General features: G+C 69.4%; 19 protein-coding genes. 9 read left to right on the top strand and 10 right to left on the bottom strand.

Annotated elements, in window-relative coordinates; all coding sequences use genetic code 11:
- Positions 1 to 16 precede the first annotated feature (16 nt).
- From ACMGFE_RS00600 to ACMGFE_RS00585, 4 genes are all read right to left on the bottom strand, one after another.
- Positions 17 to 493 (bottom strand): hypothetical protein, encoded by a 477-nt coding sequence (locus ACMGFE_RS00600; RefSeq protein WP_436922996.1) that lies wholly within the window; start codon positions 491 to 493, stop codon positions 17 to 19.
- Entirely contained in the window at positions 490 to 1,461 is a 972-nt protein-coding gene (locus ACMGFE_RS00595) for a hypothetical protein (RefSeq protein WP_436922995.1), read from the bottom strand. Before ACMGFE_RS00595 ends, ACMGFE_RS00600 begins: the two co-directional genes overlap by 4 nt.
- A 28-nt stretch (positions 1,462 to 1,489) precedes the next feature.
- Positions 1,490 to 3,418 carry a Glu-tRNA(Gln) amidotransferase subunit GatE gene (gene gatE, locus ACMGFE_RS00590; RefSeq protein WP_436922994.1) on the bottom strand — a complete coding sequence of 643 codons (1,929 nt, stop codon included), beginning with the start codon at positions 3,416 to 3,418 and terminating at the stop codon, positions 1,490 to 1,492.
- Between the two features lie 525 nt (positions 3,419 to 3,943).
- Positions 3,944 to 4,876, bottom strand: a complete 933-nt coding sequence (locus ACMGFE_RS00585) for an aminoglycoside phosphotransferase family protein (RefSeq protein WP_436922993.1) — start codon at positions 4,874 to 4,876, stop codon at positions 3,944 to 3,946.
- 109 nt (positions 4,877 to 4,985) lie between these two features.
- On the opposite strand from ACMGFE_RS00585, the gene ACMGFE_RS00580 reads away from it, so the two are divergent.
- From ACMGFE_RS00580 to ACMGFE_RS00560, 5 genes are all read left to right on the top strand, one after another.
- Positions 4,986 to 5,228 carry a ferredoxin gene (locus tag ACMGFE_RS00580; RefSeq protein ID WP_436922992.1) on the top strand — a complete coding sequence of 81 codons (243 nt, stop codon included), beginning with the start codon at positions 4,986 to 4,988 and terminating at the stop codon, positions 5,226 to 5,228.
- Between the two features lie 190 nt (positions 5,229 to 5,418).
- Positions 5,419 to 6,552: a quinolinate synthase NadA gene (gene nadA / locus ACMGFE_RS00575; RefSeq protein ID WP_436922991.1), complete on the top strand. Its 1,134-nt coding sequence runs from the start codon at positions 5,419 to 5,421 to the stop codon at positions 6,550 to 6,552.
- Positions 6,553 to 6,554: 2 nt separating this feature from the next.
- A complete protein-coding gene (locus tag ACMGFE_RS00570; protein ID WP_436922990.1) occupies positions 6,555 to 8,198 on the top strand; it encodes an L-aspartate oxidase in 1,644 nt (547 codons plus the stop codon).
- A 17-nt stretch (positions 8,199 to 8,215) separates the two neighbouring features.
- Entirely contained in the window at positions 8,216 to 9,043 is an 828-nt protein-coding gene (nadC, locus tag ACMGFE_RS00565; protein WP_436922989.1) for a carboxylating nicotinate-nucleotide diphosphorylase, read from the top strand.
- 73 nt (positions 9,044 to 9,116) lie between these two features.
- Positions 9,117 to 9,569, top strand: coding sequence for a hypothetical protein (locus ACMGFE_RS00560; RefSeq protein ID WP_436922988.1), 453 nt, complete (start codon positions 9,117 to 9,119; stop codon positions 9,567 to 9,569).
- 19 nt (positions 9,570 to 9,588) lie between these two features.
- On the opposite strand, the gene ACMGFE_RS00555 is transcribed toward ACMGFE_RS00560, so the two are convergent.
- The 3 genes from ACMGFE_RS00555 to ACMGFE_RS00545 all read right to left on the bottom strand — a co-directional run bounded on the left by ACMGFE_RS00555 (position 9,589) and on the right by ACMGFE_RS00545 (position 13,538).
- Positions 9,589 to 10,326: a GNAT family N-acetyltransferase gene (locus ACMGFE_RS00555; protein WP_436922987.1), complete on the bottom strand. Its 738-nt coding sequence runs from the start codon at positions 10,324 to 10,326 to the stop codon at positions 9,589 to 9,591.
- An 83-nt stretch (positions 10,327 to 10,409) separates the two neighbouring features.
- Positions 10,410 to 12,617 carry a glycoside hydrolase family 3 N-terminal domain-containing protein gene (locus tag ACMGFE_RS00550; protein WP_436922986.1) on the bottom strand — a complete coding sequence of 736 codons (2,208 nt, stop codon included), beginning with the start codon at positions 12,615 to 12,617 and terminating at the stop codon, positions 10,410 to 10,412.
- A gap of 81 nt (positions 12,618 to 12,698) precedes the next feature.
- Positions 12,699 to 13,538, bottom strand: coding sequence for a TrmB family transcriptional regulator (locus ACMGFE_RS00545; protein WP_436922985.1), 840 nt, complete (start codon positions 13,536 to 13,538; stop codon positions 12,699 to 12,701).
- A gap of 101 nt (positions 13,539 to 13,639) precedes the next feature.
- Between ACMGFE_RS00545 and ACMGFE_RS00540 the strand changes: the two genes are divergently transcribed.
- A complete protein-coding gene (locus ACMGFE_RS00540) occupies positions 13,640 to 13,978 on the top strand; it encodes a DMT family transporter (protein ID WP_436922984.1) in 339 nt (112 codons plus the stop codon).
- Positions 13,979 to 14,045: 67 nt separating this feature from the next.
- Here ACMGFE_RS00540 and ACMGFE_RS00535 read toward each other — a convergent pair whose 3' ends face one another.
- Complete coding sequence (locus tag ACMGFE_RS00535) at positions 14,046 to 14,216, bottom strand: DUF5786 family protein (RefSeq protein WP_436922983.1); 171 nt, start codon at positions 14,214 to 14,216, stop codon at positions 14,046 to 14,048.
- A gap of 151 nt (positions 14,217 to 14,367) precedes the next feature.
- Between ACMGFE_RS00535 and ACMGFE_RS00530 the strand changes: the two genes are divergently transcribed.
- Together ACMGFE_RS00530 and ACMGFE_RS00525 are read left to right on the top strand one after the other, a co-directional pair.
- A complete protein-coding gene (locus ACMGFE_RS00530) occupies positions 14,368 to 15,051 on the top strand; it encodes an RNA 2'-phosphotransferase (RefSeq protein WP_436922982.1) in 684 nt (227 codons plus the stop codon).
- 408 nt (positions 15,052 to 15,459) lie between these two features.
- Complete coding sequence (locus ACMGFE_RS00525) at positions 15,460 to 16,398, top strand: carbohydrate kinase family protein (RefSeq protein WP_436922981.1); 939 nt, start codon at positions 15,460 to 15,462, stop codon at positions 16,396 to 16,398.
- A gap of 24 nt (positions 16,399 to 16,422) precedes the next feature.
- Here ACMGFE_RS00525 and ACMGFE_RS00520 read toward each other — a convergent pair whose 3' ends face one another.
- Positions 16,423 to 17,904, bottom strand: coding sequence for a glycoside hydrolase family 32 protein (locus ACMGFE_RS00520; RefSeq protein ID WP_436922980.1), 1,482 nt, complete (start codon positions 17,902 to 17,904; stop codon positions 16,423 to 16,425).
- An 80-nt stretch (positions 17,905 to 17,984) separates the two neighbouring features.
- Positions 17,985 to 18,443, bottom strand: coding sequence for a universal stress protein (locus tag ACMGFE_RS00515; protein ID WP_436922979.1), 459 nt, complete (start codon positions 18,441 to 18,443; stop codon positions 17,985 to 17,987).
- Between the two features lie 216 nt (positions 18,444 to 18,659).
- On the opposite strand from ACMGFE_RS00515, the gene ACMGFE_RS00510 reads away from it, so the two are divergent.
- Positions 18,660 to 20,009 carry a glycoside hydrolase family 68 protein gene (locus tag ACMGFE_RS00510; protein ID WP_436922978.1) on the top strand — a complete coding sequence of 450 codons (1,350 nt, stop codon included), beginning with the start codon at positions 18,660 to 18,662 and terminating at the stop codon, positions 20,007 to 20,009.
- Positions 20,010 to 20,022 lie beyond the last annotated feature (13 nt).

The following is a 20,022-nucleotide window of genomic DNA, read 5'->3' as shown; positions in this document are numbered from 1 at the left end:
CCCCAGTGGCGTCCGACTACGATTCTCGGCCGCCGTCGCTGCGAGTCGCGGCGCCGTCGTCGGCGGGACGGCCGCCCTCACCGCGCTCGACGACCACGCCGTTTCGCGTCGTCGAGACCAGATCGGCGAGCAGGTGAGCGTAGAGCGACGCGCCGACCAGCCCCGCGAGGTAGGGCTGCCACAGCCACAGCGCGGGCACAACGATCCCACCGATGACGACGTGGCTCAGGAGGCGGTTCAGCGCGCCCACGGTGCCGGCCTCGAAGATCGCGTCCTGGTCGAAGACGACGATCCGCGGGTCGCGGAGACAGCGGCGGACCGGACCCAGGTCGCCCGCGTTGTACCACGCGAGGAAGAAGTGGTCGAAGTCGATGCCGACGCCGACGGCGACCGCGATCACGACGACCGCCCACGCCGGGATCGGCGGCGTCGTGACCGCGAGCGCGGCGAGACCGACAGCCAGCGAGATCGCGGCGTGTGGACCAGACTTCATCGCGGCGCCCCGGAGTCGCCGACCGCGGCGCTCGACTCGGATTCGTCCCGCTCCGGGACCGTCCGCTGGACCACCCAGAGGCCGGCCGCGCCGGCGAGAAACGTCCCGGTCGCGAGCAGTTGCGTCCACGACTCGGGCGCGGGCCACAGGCCCATCCCGGCTGCCTCCACGGCGCCCATCGGCGTCGCGGTCGCGCCGACGAGCACGACGCCGAGTCCAGCGCTGAACACGCCGACGGCGATCCCGAAGACGACCAGCACCAGCCAGACGGCGGCGGCCCCGCCGACGGCCGACCGGACGTCCGCGCCGTCGACGGCGAGCGCGAGGAACGCGACCGCGAGGACGCCGTAGTCGACGGCCCCGCCGAGCGCCCCCACGGCCGACTCGCCGACCGCGAGCCAGAAGTAGGGGACTCCCAGTGCGAGCCGCGACGCCACCTCGATCCCGAACCAGAGCGCGGCGACGGCGGCCATCACCCGCGTCACGCGAACGACGGCGCGCGGGTCGACCCGCGGGAGACGCCGTTCGGTCGGCGCGAGCGGGAGTCCGCCGCCGGCACGGTCGCCGAGGGCATCACGGAGGGCCACGCCGCCCGCGGCGGTGGCGACGAAGAGACCGGCGGCGAACAGCCCCTCCTGGACGGCGCTCGCGACGCCGTCGACGAGAACGGTCGTCGTGACCGACGACGGTTCGGCGACCAGCCTGACGAGCGGCGACACCTCGATAGCGACGCCGCCGACGAACACCGCGAGTGCGAGCCGCCTGACGGTCGAGCGGGTGATCGACCCCTCCCCCGTGGCGACCCGCTCGCCGAGACTCAACAGCGCGACGACGGCCAGCCAGTCGGTCGCGACGCGGAGCCCCAGCGCGTGGACGAGCGTGATAACGCTCCTGAGCGGCCGCGGCGGCACCGACGCCAGCGTCACGGTCGCGACTGCCAGGAGCGACGTCGCGACGAGCACGCTCACACCGCGTCGTCGGGTCGCCCGCATCCCGCTACCCCGCTCGCTCCTGGATCTCCTCGCGGAGGACGCTGCTCACCGTGTCACCGTCGGCCTTCCCGCGGAGTTCACCCATGCACTCGCCCATCAGCCCGGAGAAGGCGCCCATCCCCTCGGTCTCGACCTGCTCTGCGTTGCGCTCGACGACCGTCACGACCGCCTCGCGCACCTCGTCCTCGCCGACGCCGCCCAGGTCCTGCTGTTCGACCGCTTCCTCGGCGGTCAGGCCCGGGTCGGCCGCGAGTGCTCGGAGGAGGTCGTCGAGTCCTTCCTGGGGAACATCGCCGTCGTCGACCAGCGCGAGCGCGTCCGCGAGGTGGTCGTCGGTCAGGTGCTCGACGGCAACGTCGTCCCGGCGCAGTTCCGTCAGCGTCGATTCGAGAGTGCCCGCCGCGAGCGTCGGGTCGACGCCGTCAGACTCGTCTGACGAGCCTCCGCTCGCGTCACTCGCGGAGACGCCCTCGGCGACGACCTCCTCGAACAGCGGCATGTACTCGCCGTAGGCGACCTGCTCGGCGAGCCCCGAGTCCAGATCGTACTCGGCCTGGTAGCGCTCGACCTTCTCGGTCAGGAGTTCCGGCCGGTCGACCTCGCTCGGGTCGGGTTCCACGGGGGGAACGTCCGTCTCTGGGTACATCCGCGCCGCGCCCGGCAGCGGCCGCAGGTAGCGGGTCGTGCCGTCCTCGTTGGCGCCGCGGGTCTCCTCGGGGACCTCGGAGCGGGCGACCGCTGCGCGCTCTGCAGCGGCCTCGATGGCTCGCTCCGCGATCGCCGCGGCGTCTGCCACTATCGCGACCCCGTCCTCGGGGCCTGCGCCGACGGCTTCACGAACCGCATCGACCTCGTCGTCAGTGATCCCGTAGGCGGGAAGCTCGTCGGTGTGGAAGATGCCGCCTGCACCGCTTCGTATCGCGTGATACGACAGCTCCGTCCCGAGACGTTTATCCGGCTGTATCTCTCGGCCGAGGAGGCCGTCGAAGCCGAACAGCGGGACTGCCATGACCTTCCCGGGATCTTCCTCCAGTGCGCTCGAAATGACGCCTGAATCCGTTCCCTCGAAGACATCGGTCACGTCCTGCGGGTCGCCGACGCTCGCGTCGCGCGCCTGTAGTTCCTCGGCGATCTCCAGCAGTTCGACCTGCCGGCGGACCTCGTTGCGGACGATGTCGTCGATGTCGTCGAGGCTCTGGACGCCTTTGATCTCGACGCGGGCGCCCTCGGCGATGGAGACGTTGACGTCCTGGCGGATGGTCCCCAGGCCGCGCTTGACCTGCCCCGTCGAGCGCAGGAGCATCCCGATGCGCTCGGCGGCGTCGCGGGCCTGCTCCGGCGAGCGGATGTCCGGCTTGGTCCCGATCTCGACGAGCGGGATCCCCAGCCGATCGAGCGAGTAGCGGACCCCCGAATCGGTCTCCGCGACGCGCTGGGCGGACTCCTCTTCGAGCATGAGGTCCTCGATCCGGACCGTCCCCTCGTCGGTCTCGATGGCGCCCTCGCCGGCGACGCGCATCGTCCGCTGGAACCCCGTCGTGTTCGACCCGTCGACGACGATCTTCCGCATGACGTGAACCTGGTCGGCGACACTCGCGTCGAGCAGTTGCGCGATCTCCATCGTCACGTCCATCGCTTCGCGGTCGACGCGGTGGGGCGGTTCGTCGTCCTCCTCGACGAGGCAGGTGGTGTCGTAGGCGAGGTACTCGAACTCGCGGTCGACCATGCTCTCTTCGAGGGCGGCCTCGTCGATCTCCCCGAGTTCGCTCTTGGTCGGGTGGAGGTACCGCGTGAACGTCCGCTGGGCGGCCTCGGGCTCCCGGAGTTCCGTCGGACACGGGCAGAACAGCTTGTGGGCCGTGTCGAGCTGCTGGTGGATCTCCAGGCCCGCCACCAGCCCCAGATCCTCGTAGTCGTAGTCGGCGTCGCTCATTGGTGAGTCCTGCGAGGCCGCCGGGCAAAAAACACACCCTTCGACGGCCGCGGGTGGGGACGACACTGCCAGATCGCGCCCCCGTTTCCGTCACTGGCCCGCCTCCGCGCTCCGTTCGGTCGGTAGTGTTCGGTACAGTCCGCAGCGTAACCATTCGCGGTGGCGCGCGCTGGCGAGCGTGTCGAGCGAGAGCGAGACCGCGATTCGTAGCCGTGCGAGGGATGAGCGACCGCAGGGAGCGAATCGGCTGGGGAGGGATGAGGCGCAGTGCTGTGCGGTGCGGATCCTGGTGGACTGAAAGGGCGAGACGGGCTCGCGTTTATTATAGTCGTCTGAGTCGGCACTATCCGAACGGAGTGAGGATATCCGACTCAGCGACCGCGAGCACGTCGAGGGCTTTCAACTCCCAGTATATCCTGCGGTCCTGCTCAGTCGACTTCCTTCCACAATCCACTCGACAGAAACCACTACTCAATAAGCACACCGCACTGAACGCGAGTGGCCGTCGCAAACGACGACGCCCCGTCACTCCGTCAGCTCCTTGACGAATGCACGGACGTTCGCGGCCTCCTCGTCGACGACCGACCGGTCGTCCCACCAGAAGTCGAACCCGCGGATCTCTCGGGCGACGGCGACCGCCCGGTAACACGTCCGAACCTCACCGCCCACCGCATCGCCGAATCCGTCGAACAGCGCGGCGCGCAGCTGCTCGGCTTCGGCAGGTCGATGGCGAGTCAGCAGGTACGCGGCGTTGACGAGTGCGAAACGCAGGTCGCCGACGGCCGCGCGTTCGAGGTCGAACACGCCGACGACCCGCCCGTCACCGTCGACGTGGAGGTTCGACGGGCGATAGTCGGAGACGACGAGGGCGGGGTCCGGTTCGGCGGGAACGGCGGGACGCGTCTCGTCGATCACGGCCCGCACGTCGTCGGCGCAGTCCGCCAGCGCGTCCGACGGCTTCGAGAGGAGCATATCGGCGTACCAGTCGACGTACTCGCGCCAGGAGTCCTCGCGGGCGACGAGCGGCGGCGTCCGGTCGGGGTCGCGCCGGAGGCGACCGTACCCGCCCAGCGGCGGAACCGACGCGAACCCGCGTAGCGTGGCGCCCATCTCACGAGCGACCGCGGGCGTCACCGCGTCCCCGTCGGGCGACGACCCGGGGAGCGCCTCCATGACGACGAACGCCGGTCCATCGGCGCGGTCGAGCGTCGCGTCGACCACTCGTGGGACCGGAAGATCGGTGTCGGCGAGGAGCCGATACACCTCGACCTCGGCCGCGAGCAACTCACGCCCGGAGAACGTGCTGTACTTGACCACGTACGCGTCCGCGTCGGTCTCGACCCGGTAGACCGCGTTCGTCCCGTCTTCCATTCGCCGGACCGTCTCGACCCGCTCGTCGGGGACCGCGTCGGCGACCGCACCGCGGGCGTCGGCTGGACTGACGGACCCGTCGGTCATCGACCGAGATGGGCGGCGGCAGGCCAAAAAACTGCGGGGCTGCTCGCTCACACCAGCGGCCGCCGGCGTCGGACGCCACCCTCTTTGCGGCCGGCCGCAAACCGCCGGTATGCGCATCGAGTACGACCGCGACACCTGTATCGGGATGTTCCAGTGCGTCGCCGAGTGGGACGGGTTCGAACGCGACAGCGACGCCGGGAAGGCGATCCTCGTCGACGGCGAGGAACAGGAGGAGGACCAGTTCGTCCGCGAGGTCCCCGAGGACGCCGAACTCGACGCGAAGTTCGCCGCGCGCGCCTGCCCCGTCGACGCCATCGAAGTCTACGACGACGACGGCGAACAGATCGTCTGAACGGCTCTCCCTCGGTCGCTCTTTCTCGTCCCGTGGTACCACATATCAATACCCATCAATATCGCCATTCGTCACTGATATGTGGCCAAAATACGAGAATGCGGCCCAGAGAATCACCGGTCGGAGGTATTGAAGACAAAACTTTTTCAATACGGTACTCCATAGACTCACCTAACCCAAGTGACCACTCGTGCCGGAAATGGAAACAGCCCAGTTCGAGACTGACCTCAGTCTCTTCAAGTACGACAACCTGGAACAGCTGCCGCCGGCCTACCGCGAGTTAGACGAGGCCGAACGCACCGAACGGATCGAGGCCGCACTGGCCGAACTCGGCGACGACGTGGTGATCCTCGGCCACAACTACCAGCGCCGCGAGATCGTCGAGCACGCCGACTTCGTTGGCGACTCCTACCAGCTCTCGAAGGAGGCCGCGAACGCCGACGCCGAGTACGTGATCTTCGGCGGTGTCACCTTCATGGCCGAATCGGCGGACATCATCACCGACGACAGCCAGTCCGTGATCCTCCCGAGCATGGAGGCCTCCTGTCCGATGGCCGGGATGGCCGAGGCGCTCCAGGTCGACGCCGCGTGGGCCGAGATCACGGGGGCCGCGCCCGACGAGGAGATCATCCCGATCACCTACATGAACAGCTACGCGGACCTGAAGGCCTTCTGCGCCGAGCAGGGCGGACTCGTGTGTACGTCCTCGAACGCCCACAAGGCCTTCGAGTACGCCTTCGAGAAGGGCGACAAAGTCCTCTTTCTCCCCGACAAGCACCTCGGGGAGAACACCGCCTACCGGCTCGGCATGGAGGACGAGATCGCGGAGTGGGACCCGTGGGACCCCGAGGGCAAGGACGCCGAGGAGGTCGTGGAGAACGACATCGTGCTCTGGGACGGCTACTGCCAGGTCCACGAGCGCTTCCGGGAGGAACACATCGAGGACCTGCGCGAGCGCCGCCCGGACGCGAACGTCGTCGTCCACCCCGAGTGTCGCCGCGAGGTCGTCGAGGCCGCCGACGTGGTCGGCTCCACGTCGACCATCTGCGAGACAGTCGAGGACGCCGACCCCGGCGACGCGTGGGCCATCGGCACCGAGATCCACCTCGCCAAGCACCTCGACCGCTGGCACCCCGAGGTGGAAGTGTTGCCGCTGTGCGGCGACGCCTGCATGGACTGCAACGCCATGCGCCAGATCGACCCCAACTACCTGACGTGGGTCCTCGAAGAGCTCGTCGCGGGCCGCGAGCGCAACGTCATCGAGGTCGCCCCGGAGGAGAAGGAGCTCGCACAGGTCGCGCTCGACCGGATGCTGGAGATCTGACCATGACCGGGGACGAACACACCGACGAGCCAGAACTGGAAGACTACGACGACTACCGGACGACGGACGTGCTCGTGGTCGGGTCGGGCATCGCGGGACTCGCGGCTGCACTCGGCGCTGCTCGCGAGGGTGCCGACGTGACCGTCGCGACGAAGGCCACTCGCCCGGAGGGCGCCTCCTCGTGGTGGGCGCAGGGCGGCATCGCCGTCTCGCGGGACGACCCCGGCCAGTTCAAGCAGGACATCCTGGCGGCCAGCGCCGACACCTCCGACCCCGGGGCCGTCGACGTGCTCGTCGAGGAGGCCAACGGCGCCGTCCAGGACGTGCTCGTCGACACGCTGGGCGTCGAGTTCGACACGAACGGCGACGACGCCGCGGGCGAGAGCGGAAGCGACGACGGCGATGCCGGCGACGACTTCGACTTCGGCCGCGAGGCCGCCCACGACGAGCCCCGGATCCTCCACGTCGACGCGTCGACGGGCAAACACATCCACGTCCCGTTCCTCAACCACCTCGACGACCGCGACGGCGTGGAGATCCTGGACGACACCGCCGCGCTCGAACTGGTCGGACACGAGGGCCGCGTCCACGGCGCGCTGCTCGAACACGAGGGCGAAGTCACGCCGACGTTCGCGGGGGCGACGATCCTCGCCACGGGCGGCATCGGTGACCTGTACCCCCGTTCGACCAATCCCGACGGCTCGACGGGCGACGGCATCGCGATGGCCGCGCTCGCGGGCGCCGACGTGGAAGACATGGAGTACGTGCAGTTCCACCCGACAGTCTACCCCGGTAGCGAGGCGCGAAGCGCCTCGAAGCGAGGCGGTGAAACCGCCGAGCCCGGTGAAGCGGAGGGCGATGGCCCCTTCCTCGTCAGCGAGGCCGTCCGCGGCGAGGGCGCCGTCCTCCGGAACGGGGAGGGGGACCGGTTCATGCCCGACTACCACGAAGACGCCGAACTCGCACCCCGCGACGTGGTCGCCCGCGCAGTGCAGGAAGAACGCGAGACCACCGGCGAGGTCGTGCTGGACGTCTCGCCGCTCGACTTCGCCGGGGAGTTCCCGGACCTGGCCGCGAAGTGCGAGGAACGCGGCGTCGACTGGGAATCCGGCATCCCGGTCGGTCCCGCCGAGCACTTCCTCTGTGGCGGCGTCGACGTGGACACCCGCGGGCGGGCGTCGCTCGACCGCCTCTACGCCGTCGGCGAGTGCTCCCGCACGGGCGTCCACGGCGCGAACCGCCTGGCCTCGACCTCGCTGCTGGAAGGACTGGTCTGGGGTCTCCGGGCCGGTGAGGACGCTTCCGGGTTCGAGGCTGACGTGGTGGAAGCTCCCGAACTCCTCGACCGTGACCCCGCGCTCCCCGAGAACTTCGCCCGCGAGAAGTTCGTCCGTCTGCGTCGCGTGATGGACGAGTACGTCGGCCTCCGCAGGAATCGGGACGACCTCGGCCGCGCGCAGGCGGTCCTCCGGCGGCTGAAGGGCGAGGTCGACGCCTACGTCCGCACGCGGACCTCCCGATCGCTGTACGAACTCCGCCACGCCTCGGTGACGGCCCTGCTCGTCGCGCGGGCCGCCGCGGAGAACGAGGAGTCCGTCGGCACGCACAACCTCGTCGAAGCGCCCGCCAAACCCGGGGCGGACTGAGAGGGGTTCTACCCGAGATGATCCCCGATTCACAGATCGAGCAGTGGCTCCGCGAAGACGTCGGCCACCACGACGTGACCAACCAGGTGCCCGGAGAGACGACGGGCCGGCTCGTCGCGAGAGACTCGGGCGTCGTCGCCGGCCTCGACGCCGCCCGCGCCGTCTTCGAGTACCTGGACGTGACCGTCACCGACAGCGCGGCGGCCGGCGACCGGATCGAAGCCGGCGATGCAGCCCTCGAAGTCGAGGGACCCGCTCGCGACGTACTGCGCGGCGAGCGCGTCGCGGTGAATATCACCGGTCACGCGTCCGGTATCGCGTCGAAGACGCGGCGGGCAGTCGACGCAGCCCGGTCCGAGAGCGACAGCGTGCGCGTCGCGGGTACCCGGAAGACCACCCCTGGACTCCGCGGTATCGAGAAGCGCGCGGTCGTCGCCGGAGGCGGTGACACGCACCGCCTCGACCTCTCGCACATGGTGATGGTCAAGGACAACCACGTCGCCGAGATGGGCCTCGAATCCGCCGTCGAGCAGTTCCGCGAGCGGGCGTCGTTCGCGACGAAGATCGAGGTCGAGGTCGAGGAGCCCGCAGACGCGCCGCGAGCCGCCGAAGCGGGCGCCGACATCGTCCTGCTCGACAACATGGACCCCGAGACGACCGAGCGCGCGGTCGAACGCCTGCGAGCGGCCGCCGCCGACCTCGGCCACGAGGTGCTCGCCGAGGCCTCGGGCGGGATCACCGTCGAGACCGTCCCCGACTACGCGGCCACCGGCGTCGACGTGATCTCGATGGGGAGCCTGACCCACTCCGCGCCGACGCTCGATTACTCCTTCCGGACCGGGTGATCGGCGCCCGTTCCGGGGGACACCGCGGGTACCGTCCCCTATCGTTTTATTGACAGAGGGTGATCGCACGGACATGGCAGAATCGACGATGGACGAGAGCGTGGTCTCCCCGGGCTTCGTCGGCGGGGCCGCCGCCGTGCTCACGTTCGGGATGCTCGCGTACGTGACCGTCCTCCTCTTCGAACAGATCGCCGTCGGAGTACTCGTCGGCGCGCTCTCCGGCGTCGGGATGTTCTACACCGTCCCGTACACGATCCGGCGGGCCGACGAGAGCTACGTCCGCGACGACCACGAGAACCTCGCGCGGAGCTTCCACCCCGGCGCGGCGGGCTACGCGCTCTCCGGGGCCGGCGTGGTCGCGCTCGCGCTCATGTTCGTCTTCGAGGGCGCGCTCGTCCCGATCGCAGTGGCGCTCGCCCTCTCGATGACCGAGTACGTGGTCCTGTCCCGACTGCTCCCGCGCGCCAGCGAGTCGTCGGTCGAAGACCACGAAGACGCGTGGTCCAGCGACGAGTGGGACGAGTGAGACCGTCGCGCGTCTCGGTTCACTCGTCCAGTCGCCGGGCGAGCATCACCTCGTCCACGAGGTCGCCGTCGATCTCGTAGTGGTCCTCGCGGATCGCCTCGATCTCCCAGCCGTTGCGTTCGAGGAAGTCGATGGCCGCGCCGTTGGTCGCCGGGAGGCTGTTGTACACCTTCCGGCAGCCCCTGGAGGCGGCCCACTGGACGCCGCGCTGGAGGAGGTGACTGCCGATGCCGTGGCGACGGTAGCCGTCGAGGACCCCGACGGTGCACTCGGCGGTCCCGCGGAGCTTGGCCTGCTCCTGGGCGTCGACGTGGGCCCAGCCGACCACCTCGTCGGCGACCTCCGCGACGAAGACGACGCGACACGCCGTGGGCGTCCGCCGGAAGAGCGTCTCCTCGTAGGTGAGCTCCTCGGCGACCGTCTCGGCGGTGATGTACGTCTGCTCGGCTGCGACCTCGCGGATGACGCCGACGACGCCCGAGAAGTCCGCGGGCCGGGCCGGGCGGACCGCGTAGGCGACGCCCGCCTCGGCGAACTCCTCGGTCTCGCCCGGCTGGATCTGCGCCTGCAGACGCCCGCGCTCGTCCTCCTCGACGAAGTCGTCGCGCTTGAGGATCGAGACGTGATGCTGGAACGACTCGGGGTCGACGCCGACGGTCTCGGCGACGACCGCGGGTTCGACCGGGCCGTGCCGGTCGACGAAGCGATAGACGCGCTTGCGCTCGCCGGAGAGATCGATCTCGTCAGGAACCGGCATCGGACCGATCTACGCTCGCCAGGGCCATGAGCGTGGTGGGCCGGTGCGGGAATCGCGTGACCGCAGCGGTCGGTCACCCGGCCTCAGCGCCGGTAGGGGCGGCCCCGCGCCACCTCGAACGACTCGACGAGGTCGCCGACCCGGACTTCGAAGGTTCCGGGTTCGACCGTCCGCGTCCCGTCGTTCTCGACGATGCCGAAGTCCCGGACGTCCAGCGAGAACGAGACCGTCGCCCGGTCGCCCGCGTCGAGGTCGACGCGGTCGAACGCCCGCAGTTCCCGGACCGGCGTGACACGGGTGCTCACCACGTCGGTCGCGAACACTTCGACGGGTTCCGTCCCGGCGCGGTCGCCGACGTTGGCGACCGTGACCTCGACGTCGACGGTCGCGTCCGGGCCGACCTCCCCGGGCGAGACGGACAGGTCCTCGTACTCGAAGTCGGTGTAGCTCAGCCCGTGGCCGTACTCGAAGAGCGGATCGTAGGAGGAACGGTGGGCCTCGTGGTCGACGGTGGGGTGGGTGAGGTGGTTGAACCGGACCGGGACCTGCCCCTCCGAGCGCGGGACCGAGAGCGGGAGTCTCCCCGACGGATCGTGCTCGCCGAAGAGGACGTCCGCGACGGCGCCGCCCTCCGAACCGGGCTGGTACGCGAGGAGCAGGCCGGGGACGTGCTCGGCGATCCACGGCGTCGACAGCACGCGGCCAGTGACGAGGACCGCGACGGTCGGCGTGCCGGTCGCGTGGATCGCCTCGACGAGTTCGCGCTGGGCCTCGGGCAGCGTCAGGCGCTCGCGGTGGGGGAACTCCTCGGCGCCGAACGCCTGGGAACTCGCGCGGAACTCGTGGACGTAGTCGGGCTCGCCCACCACGACGACGGCCGCGTCTGACTGCTCGGCAGCGTCGCGAGCGGCATCGACGTCCAGCGTCTCGTCGATCCCGGCGCCCCGTTCGTGGACCACGTCGGTCCCGTCGGCGACCGCCGCCTCGATCCCGTCGAGGACCGTGTCGCCGAGCGGCCGCGGGTCCTCGACGCTGCCCCAGCCGCCGTGCTGGGCGGCGATGTCGTCGGCGTTCGGACCGGCGACGAGCACCTGGTCGAGGTCGGGGTCGAGCGGGAGGACGTCGCCCTCGTTCCGGAGGAGCGTCATCGACTCCCTGGCGACCTCGCGGGCCAGTTCGCGGTGGTTCGGCCGGCCGAGCGTCGCGACGGCGTCGTCGGGGTCGACGAACGGGTCCTCGAACAGGTCGAGCGCGAACTTCAGGCGGAGCACGCGCCGGGCGCTCTCCTCGATCCGCGACTCGCTCAGTTCGCCGTCCTCGACGAGCGCCAGAATGTGCTCGCAGTACTCGGCGCCGCCGGAGGGGAGCAGGTCGATCCCCGCGTGGACCGCTCGCCACAGCGACTCCTCCAGCGATTCGGTGGCGCGATGTCCGCCGTGGAGGTCCTCGGCGCCGGCGTAGTCCGCGAGCGTGAACCCGGTGAACCCCAGGTCCTCGCGGAGGAGGTCACGCAGAAATCGGGGCGACCCGTGGACGGGTTCGCCGTCGATGACGTTGTAGCAGGGCATGATCCCGGCGGTCCCCGCCTCGATGCCGGCCTCGTATGGCGGGACGTGGACGCGCCGGAGCGTGTACTCGGAGATATCGTTGGGCGCCTGGTCCTCGCCGCGGACGCCCTCGCTGTAGGCGGGGAAGTGCTTGGTCACCGCGAGGACGGAGTCGTCGCAGTCGTTCTCCTGGTAGCCGCGGACCATCGCGGCCGTGAACTCGCCGCAGAGGTGCGGACTCTCGCCGAACGTCTCGGCGATGCGGCCCCAGCGCTGGTCCCGGGCCACGTCGCCGATGGGGCTGCTGGTCGACTGGACGCCGGTGGCGCGCATCTCGACCGCCGCGACGCGGGCCGCCCGCGCGGCGAGGTCCGGGTCCCGCGTCGCGCCGAGGCCGAGCTGCTGGGGGAAGACGGTGCTCCCCGAGATGGCGGCGTGGCCGTGCTCGGCCATCGCGCGGACGAACAGCGGGACGTCGAAGCGCGAGGCGTCGATGGCCGCCCGCTGGAGTTCGTTGACGAACTCGGCCTTCTCGGCGGGCGTGTTGTGCGGCGTCCCGCCGAAGTGGACCGAGCCGACGTGGTGGTCGGTGACCGCCTCCCTGGCTTCGTCGACGTCCGCGAGCGCCGGGACGCCGACGATCTGGCCCACTTTCTCGGCGACGGTCATCTCGTCGAGGATCGCCTCGACCCGCCGCTCGTCCTCGTCGGCGAGTCGCTGGCCGAACGCGCTCCGGTCTGGCATGGGTTCACGTGACCCGGGCTCCCAATCAACGTTCGGGTGCCGGAAGCGGCCGCGGTCCTGCGAAACGTTCGCCCCGGAGACTCAGTCGCCGAGATCTGAGACGCCGTCGAACGGGGCGTTCTCGCCCTCGACCACCGCGGACAGCGGCGCGGCTGCGGCCCAGGCCTGGTCGAACACCTCCGCCAGGCGGCCGGCCATCGCCGCGTCGCGGACGTGGATCACGCCGAGTCGTTCGCCGCTGTCGAGCGGATGCGGCACGTGAAAGCAGACTTCGTTGCCGTCGACCACGTCGAAGGTGACCTCCAGGTCGGTCGTGACGCGCACGGAGACGTGCTGTGGCGCGTCGACGGTCTCCGCGACGGCATCGGGCGGCGCCGCCTCGAGCATCGCGGCGTGGCCGAGTATCTGCACTTCGACCCCGTCGTCGAGGGCTGCGTAGAACGGGTCCACTTCCGGCTCGTAGCGCTCCCACGGTGCGTCGGCGTAGGGCACGCTCATCGCCGACCGGATGGTGTCGCCGGCGGTCGCGAACAGGTCCCGTTCCAGCGAGACGGCGGTGTCACTCCCCAGCGGTGCGGTCCAGAAGCGGCTCTCCGCGGGTTTCGTCGCGGCGAGTTCGGGCCCGATCTCGGCGGCGATCGCCTCGTAGCGGTCGGCCCGCGTCGACAGTTCGCGCCGGCGCTCCTCCAGCAGTCGCTCGACCGCTTCCGCCGGGTCGACTGCCGCGTACCTCGTCGGATCGGTCGACTGGCTCCGGACGACGTCGCGCGCGTCCAGGCCGTTGAGCACGTCGTAGATGCGGCCCATCGGCACGTCGCTCGCCTCCGAGACCTCCTGTGCCGTCGCCGACCCGAGCGACAGCAGGGCCCGGTAGCCCTTCTCCTCGTAGCTCGACAGCCCCAGTTCCCCGAGGTCGGACATGCCTCGCGGTGGGGAGCCGTCCGACTAAACTATTCGGGAACGGACAGGAAGTGGCGGCGGGTTCGACAAGCGGTTTTCCCCCGGGCGGACTCCGTTCGGGCATGCGACCGTATCTAACGCTCGCGTTCGCGATCGCCGCCGAGGTGACCGGGACGACTGCGCTGAAGGCCAGCGACGGGTTCTCGGAACTGCTGCCGACGGCCGTCGTCGTGGTCGGGTACGTCGGCTCGTTCTATCTGCTCGGACTGACGCTCGAAGATCTGCCGGTGGGGCTGGTGTACGCGACGTGGGCGGGCCTCGGGATCGTGGCGACGGCACTGGTGGGCGTAGTGGTCTTCGAAGAAACGGTCGACGCGGCCGCGGTCGCCGGGATAGCGCTCGTCGTCGCCGGCGTCGTCGTCCTGAACGCGTTCTCGGAGGCCTACGCACCGGCGCACTGAGCGGACGCGTTTGGGTCGCAGGCCGGCGGCCTGCGACCGGGCGTCGACGTGTCGAGCCGACCGGGGGTTACTTCATGTCCTGCAGGCGGTCGACCAGTTCGTCGGCCGAGTCCGCGCCCTCGACGGACACCTCGCCTTCGTGGTCGTGCTCGTGGACGTTGACGGCGTCGTCTTCGTCGTAGTCGGCGTCCCCGTTCTGGTTCTCCTGTTCGGATTCGTCGTAGCTCCCGAAGCCCATCGTGTATCGACGTAGCGGAATAGGACGGAAAAACCGTGCGGTCCGAGACGCCACTGCGGCGTGCCATCGGACGCCATACCCGGAAACGGCGAACGCGTGTTCCAGCGCGACGGCGAACGTGTTTTGCCGCCCGGTGGCGAACTGGCTCCCGATGACAGCCGTCCGTGCCTGCGCCGATCACGGCTTCTTCGAGTGCGAGGAGTGCCCGGTCTGCGAGCGCGACGGTCGCGCCGTCCTCGACGCCGAGCGCCGCCGACGTCTCTCGAAGTACCTCTCCGGCGCGCTGCGGCATTTCCCCGACGACGCGGGGCTCGCGCTGGACGAGGCCGGCTGGACGGCGTTCGACGACCTCGTCGACGCCGTCGAACGACAGTACGACTGGGCGGGCCGCGAGCGCGTCGCCGCCGTCGTCGCCACGGACCCGAACGGCCGCTACGAGCGGACCGGCGGCGATCTCGGTAGCGACACTTCAAGCGGTGATTCAGTGTCTGGCCCGGACCGCGTCCGCGCGGCCTACGGCCACTCGGTGGCCGTGGACCTGGAATCGGGTAACGAACCGGTCCCGGATACACTCTATCACGGGACGGCGCCGCGGAATCGCGACGCCATCCTCGCAACGGGGCTGAAGCCACTGTCGCGCCAGCTGGTCCACCTCTCCGGGAGCGTCGACGAGGCCCGCCGCGTCGGCGGGCGCCACGCCGACGACCCGGTCGTCTTCGCGGTCGACGCCGCGTCGATGGTCGCGGACGGACACGAGATCACCCGCCGCGGGCGGACGACGTTTACGACCGGGCGAGTTCCGCCCGAGCAGCTCGCCGTCCACTCGGCCGACTGATCGACGTTCGAGGCGTGTAAGAAATATTTACATACTGTATTTCTACCTCAATTATTATACTTACTGCGGTTGAGCCGGTAGATCGCCGCCAACTGAGCCACGATCACGAGAGACAGTCGTACTGTGCCGATCTGGGCGTCAATTTCCACGAAACTCGTTTCGAGAGCGGATCGAGGTCGGGAGGACGAGCCATGCGATCGGCGAGCCCCGATCGTCACGTATCGTCGATCTGTGGCCGATATACGCCAGTTTCTGGAAGTAGTGACGATATTTCGAAATCTGCGGAGATATTCTAATATATTATAACCATCATGATAAGATAATTGTCGTTACCGGGATGGGGTGAGGATCGTCGCGGCCGTACGGAGACCCTGCGGACTTTTCCCGGTCGGTGGCGAACGACTGCACATGAACCCGTCCGTACTCGTCGCGGGTGAAACGCTCGTCGATTTCTTGCCGGAGTCGGATACCTCGCTGGAGGAGACGGCCGCGTTTACCCGCAATCCAGGCGGTGCACCGGCTAACGTGGCCGTTCGGCTGGCGCAGTTGGATCGAACGCCGTGGTTCTGGACGCGCGTCGGGACGGACCCGTTCGGTGACTTTCTCGTCGACGTCCTCGCCGACCAGGGAGTGCCCGACCGGTTCGTCGAGCGCGACGCCGAGGCGAAGACGACGCTCGCGTTCGTCAGCGGCGACCCCGACGCGATCCCACGGTTCACCTTCTACCGCCACGAGACCGCAGACACCCGGTTCGAACCCGGGCGGGTCCCCGACGAGGTACTGGCGAGCGTCGACTGGGTCGTCCTCGGGAGCGTCCTCCTCGCGAGCTCGCCCTCCCGCGAAGCCGTGACCGACCTCGTCGAGCGCGCGCGGAGTCACGATTGCACCGTCGTCTTCGACCTGAACGCGCGACCGGAGCTCTGGTCCGACGCCGACTTCGAACGACAGGTCCGCCGGCTCCTCCCCTCGGTCGACGTAGTGAAGGCCTCGTCGGAGGACCTGGCACCCGCCGGGATCACCGGCGACGGGCCCATGGCGCTCGCAGCCGAACTGCACGACCTGGGGCCCCACACGGTCTTCCTGACGCGGGGGGAACTGGGGTCAGCCGCGTCGTCGACGGACGCCGCTCCGTGGAGTGCCGGGGAGACGACGCACGACGGCTACGCGGTCGAGGCCGTCGACGCGACCGGGGCGGGAGACGCCTTCACCGCCGGCGTCGTCGACGCGCTCGCGGACGGGACGCGCGACCTGGACGTGATGCTCGCTCACGCCAACGCCGTCGCCGCGGCGTCGACGACGCGCGCCGGCGGGATGGCCGCGCTCCCGGATCTGGACACGGTCGTGTGACCGAAGCCGGGCCGCCCGGCAGTGTCAGGACCAGATGCTCTGCATGTCCCAGACGTCCATCGACTCGAGTCGGGCGGCGCCGCGCTCGGCCGACAGGGAGACGCCGATACTGTCGCTACGGTTCGGATAGACCCGCGTCGTGAGCGTCTGTCGGCCGTTCGCGAACACTTCGACGATGCTCTTGTCGACGAACACCCGCAGGTCGAGCGGTTCGCCCTCGTTCAGCGAGAACGGTCCGACCTCGGGTGGACGGCCGCGCGCGTCGGGGTTCTCGCTGGAGTCACCGAGGTCGATGCCGAGCGAGCCCGACTCGTCCCAGTACGAGACCGTCGTCTTCTCGCTTCCGTCGGGCGAGCGGAGGACGGAGAGACCGACCTCTTCGGCGTCCCCGACGCCGATCGTGGCCTGCAGTTCGAGACTCGCGCCGCCGATGTCCGGGACGATCCACTCTCCGTTGGCCGGGACGGTGTGGCCCTCGATGTGGCGGTGGTTCGTCCGGAGCGCGGTGATCTCCTCGACCGGTTCGACGCGGAGGTCGTCGCCGTCGAGCGAGAGCGCCCGCGGGAGGCTGACGACGCCGGCCCAGCCCTCACCCGGGCGCTCGCGCCAGTCGTGGCGACCCTCGACGACGTTGAAGAAGGCGATCTGTCGCCCGTCGTCGGCGCGGAGGACCGACGGCGCGTGGAGGTTGGCGTGGTCGACCGGTCCGAAGTTCAGCCGGCCGTGCGATCGGATCTCGAAGTCCGTGCCGCCGTGGTAGTCGCCGACGTAGTACTGCGGTCCCCGCGAGTGGCTGAAAAACAGCAGGACGTGTTTGCCGTCGAGTTCGAAGAAGTTGGGGACCGCGCCGTCCTCGTCGGGGTCGGTGTAGTAGCCGTCCTTGACCAGCGTCCCGCGGTAGTCCCAGTCGGTGAGGTTCTCGGACGTGAAACAGAACTCCGCCGTGCGACCGTCGCGTTTCCAGCCCGACAGCGAGTGGTAGGTGTCGCCCTCGCGCCAGAGACAGGGGTCGAAGATCTCGTAGGGAGCCTCCTCGTCGATGGGGATGACGGGATTCTCCTCGGCCCGCTCGAAGTCGGTGAGATACTGGTCGTTCGCGGCGGCGACGCAGTTGCCGACTTCGGTGCCGAAGTACATCACGATAGTCCGGTCCTCCTCGGCGAGCGCCTGCCCGCTGAAACAACCGGCCTCGGGGCCGTCGTCGGGCGATAGCGCGACCGGCAGGTCCGTCCAGTGGACCAGGTCCTCGCTGACGGCGTGGCCCCAGTGCATGGCCTCCTCCCACGTCCGGTCGCCTGTCACGTCGGGCGGCCAGAACTGGTAGAAGAGATGATAGCGGCCGTTCCAGTACACCGCACCGTTCGGATCGTGGAGGAGCCCACCGGGCGGGACAAAGTGATACGCCGGTCGGTACGGGTCCGTCCGGAACGCCCGACGGCGTTCGGCGTAGCCCTCGAGTTCCGGCGACTCCCGGATCCCGACCGGTAGCTTTCCATCGAGGCTCATACCTACTCGTGACCACAGACGCCCTTAAATGTATAGTTCGGTCACGAACTCGATACGGGCGCCTGCTGGCGGTTGGCCGATCAGGCGAGGGCCTTCCCGCGTTCTTTGACGAAGGTGACCGGACAGTCGGCTTCGAGGAGGACTGTCTGCGCGGTCGACCCGAACAGCGCCTTCCCGCTGGGCGAGCGCTTACGGCCGCCGATGACGACCAGGTCCGCCCCCACCTCGTCGGTCACGTCGAGGATCGCGTCGCTCTCGGCCCCCACCGCACCGCGAACCGACACGTCGACGCCCTCCTCGTCGAGGCGGTCCGCGACGTCGCTGGCGACGCTGTGTCGGCGCGCGAGTTCGTCCGGCGCCTCCGCGCCGCCGGTCGGGAGGTTCAGTCGCTCCGTGAGGTCGTCGTATCTGGCGGCGTCGAACGCGTGCACGACGACGGCCGACCCGTCGTCGTCGAGCGCGTCGGTCGCCGCCGACGCGAGTCCGTCGAGACGTCGTTCGTCGTTCTTGCTGACGGCGATGACTGCTGTTTCTGTCATGGTGTCTCTCCGTACGTGCGGCGCTGGTAAAAGTGTTGTGGAAATATTAACTCGATTCCGAATTAAAATTTGCGAACGATGTGGGCCGCCAGACACGTGCGACAGGACTGTCGTCGGGAGGCGGTCGGGGGGCGGTCGGGACGACGTCGCGGGGTGGACGGCACACGCCCCCGAGACGGACAAGAGCTTTATAGTAGAATGTTCCCAACCTAACGTATGGCTGACCGCCCGTCGAGCGACGACTCGATAGTCGGTGGAGGAGCCGAGCGGTCGCGCTGGACCCGAGAGCAGGCTGCGGGGCTCAGTCGCACCGAAGAGACAGTCGCGCCGATCGCGTACCCGCCGGAGAGCGTTCCCAACGAAGACGTTCACGTCTGGGACACGTGGCTGCTCCGGGACCGCCAGGGGCGGGTCGCCGACGTCGACGGGTGGCGGATCGCGTTCTCGCTGACCGCCTCGGCCGACCTGCTCCCGGGGACCCGCCACGACGTGGCGACGATCCGGTACTTCTACTCCCCCGACGGCCGGAACTGGGAACTCGGGGGCCGCGCGTTCCCCGATGGGACCGCGTTCGGCCAGCGCCAGTGGGCCGGCTCCGCGCTGTTCGACGACGGCGACCTGTTCCTCTACTACACGGCCGCCGGCGAGGCCGACGCCGAGAAACTACAGTACAGCCAGCGCATCGCCGGCGCGACCGGCGTCAGCGTCGAGACGGGCGACGACGGCGTCCGCCTCGGGGGCTCGTGGGACCACGAGATCCTCCTCGAACCCGACGGGGAGTGCTACGAGACAGAGGCCCAGTCCCGCGCGATGACCTACACCTTCCGGGACCCGTGGTTCTACGAGGACCCCGAGACGGGCGAGGCCTGTCTCCTGTTCGAGGGGAACGTCCCGGTTCCCGAGGGGAGCGACGCCTGCGACGGCGTGGACGCCCACCAGGTGTACAACGGCTGTGTCGGCCTCGCCGTGTCCCGGTCGGGCGACCCGATGGACTGGGAGTTGCGACCCCCGATCCTCGACGGTGTCGGCGTCAACCAGGAGCTAGAACGACCACACGTCCTCCACAGGGAGGGGCGCTACTATCTGTACGTCTCCAGCCACGACCACACGTTCGCCCCCGGACTCGACGGCTACGACGGCCTCTACGGGTTCGTTGCCGATTCGCTCGACGGCCCGTACCGCCCTCTCAACGAGACCGGACTCGTCGTCACCAACCCCGCGAACGCGCCGTTCCAGACCTACTCGTGGATGGTCCTCCCCCACGACGAGGAGGTCCTCGTCCAGAGTTTCTTCAACTTCTACGACTTCGCCGGCGAGTCGGTCGACCTGATCGGTGAGCTCTCCGAGGCCGAACAGATGCGGCGGTTCGGCGGGACGCTCGGTCCGACGCTCCGCCTCGACCTCGACGGTGACCGGACCCGCGTCCTGGGGACGCTCGACGCCTGGCACCTCCCGCTCGCCGGCGAGGCGCTGCCCGACCTCGCTCCGTACGAGCCCGGACAGACCCTCGCGTTCGAGCGCGGCCGCGGCGGCTACGGTGCGAGTGCGAACGGGACGGACGACTGAGCGCGGAGCGGGT

It is taken from the genome of Halosimplex amylolyticum (genome assembly GCF_051414035.1).
GTDB lineage: Archaea > Halobacteriota > Halobacteria > Halobacteriales > Haloarculaceae > Halosimplex > Halosimplex amylolyticum.
This window is presented reverse-complemented; position numbering and strand designations above follow the sequence as displayed.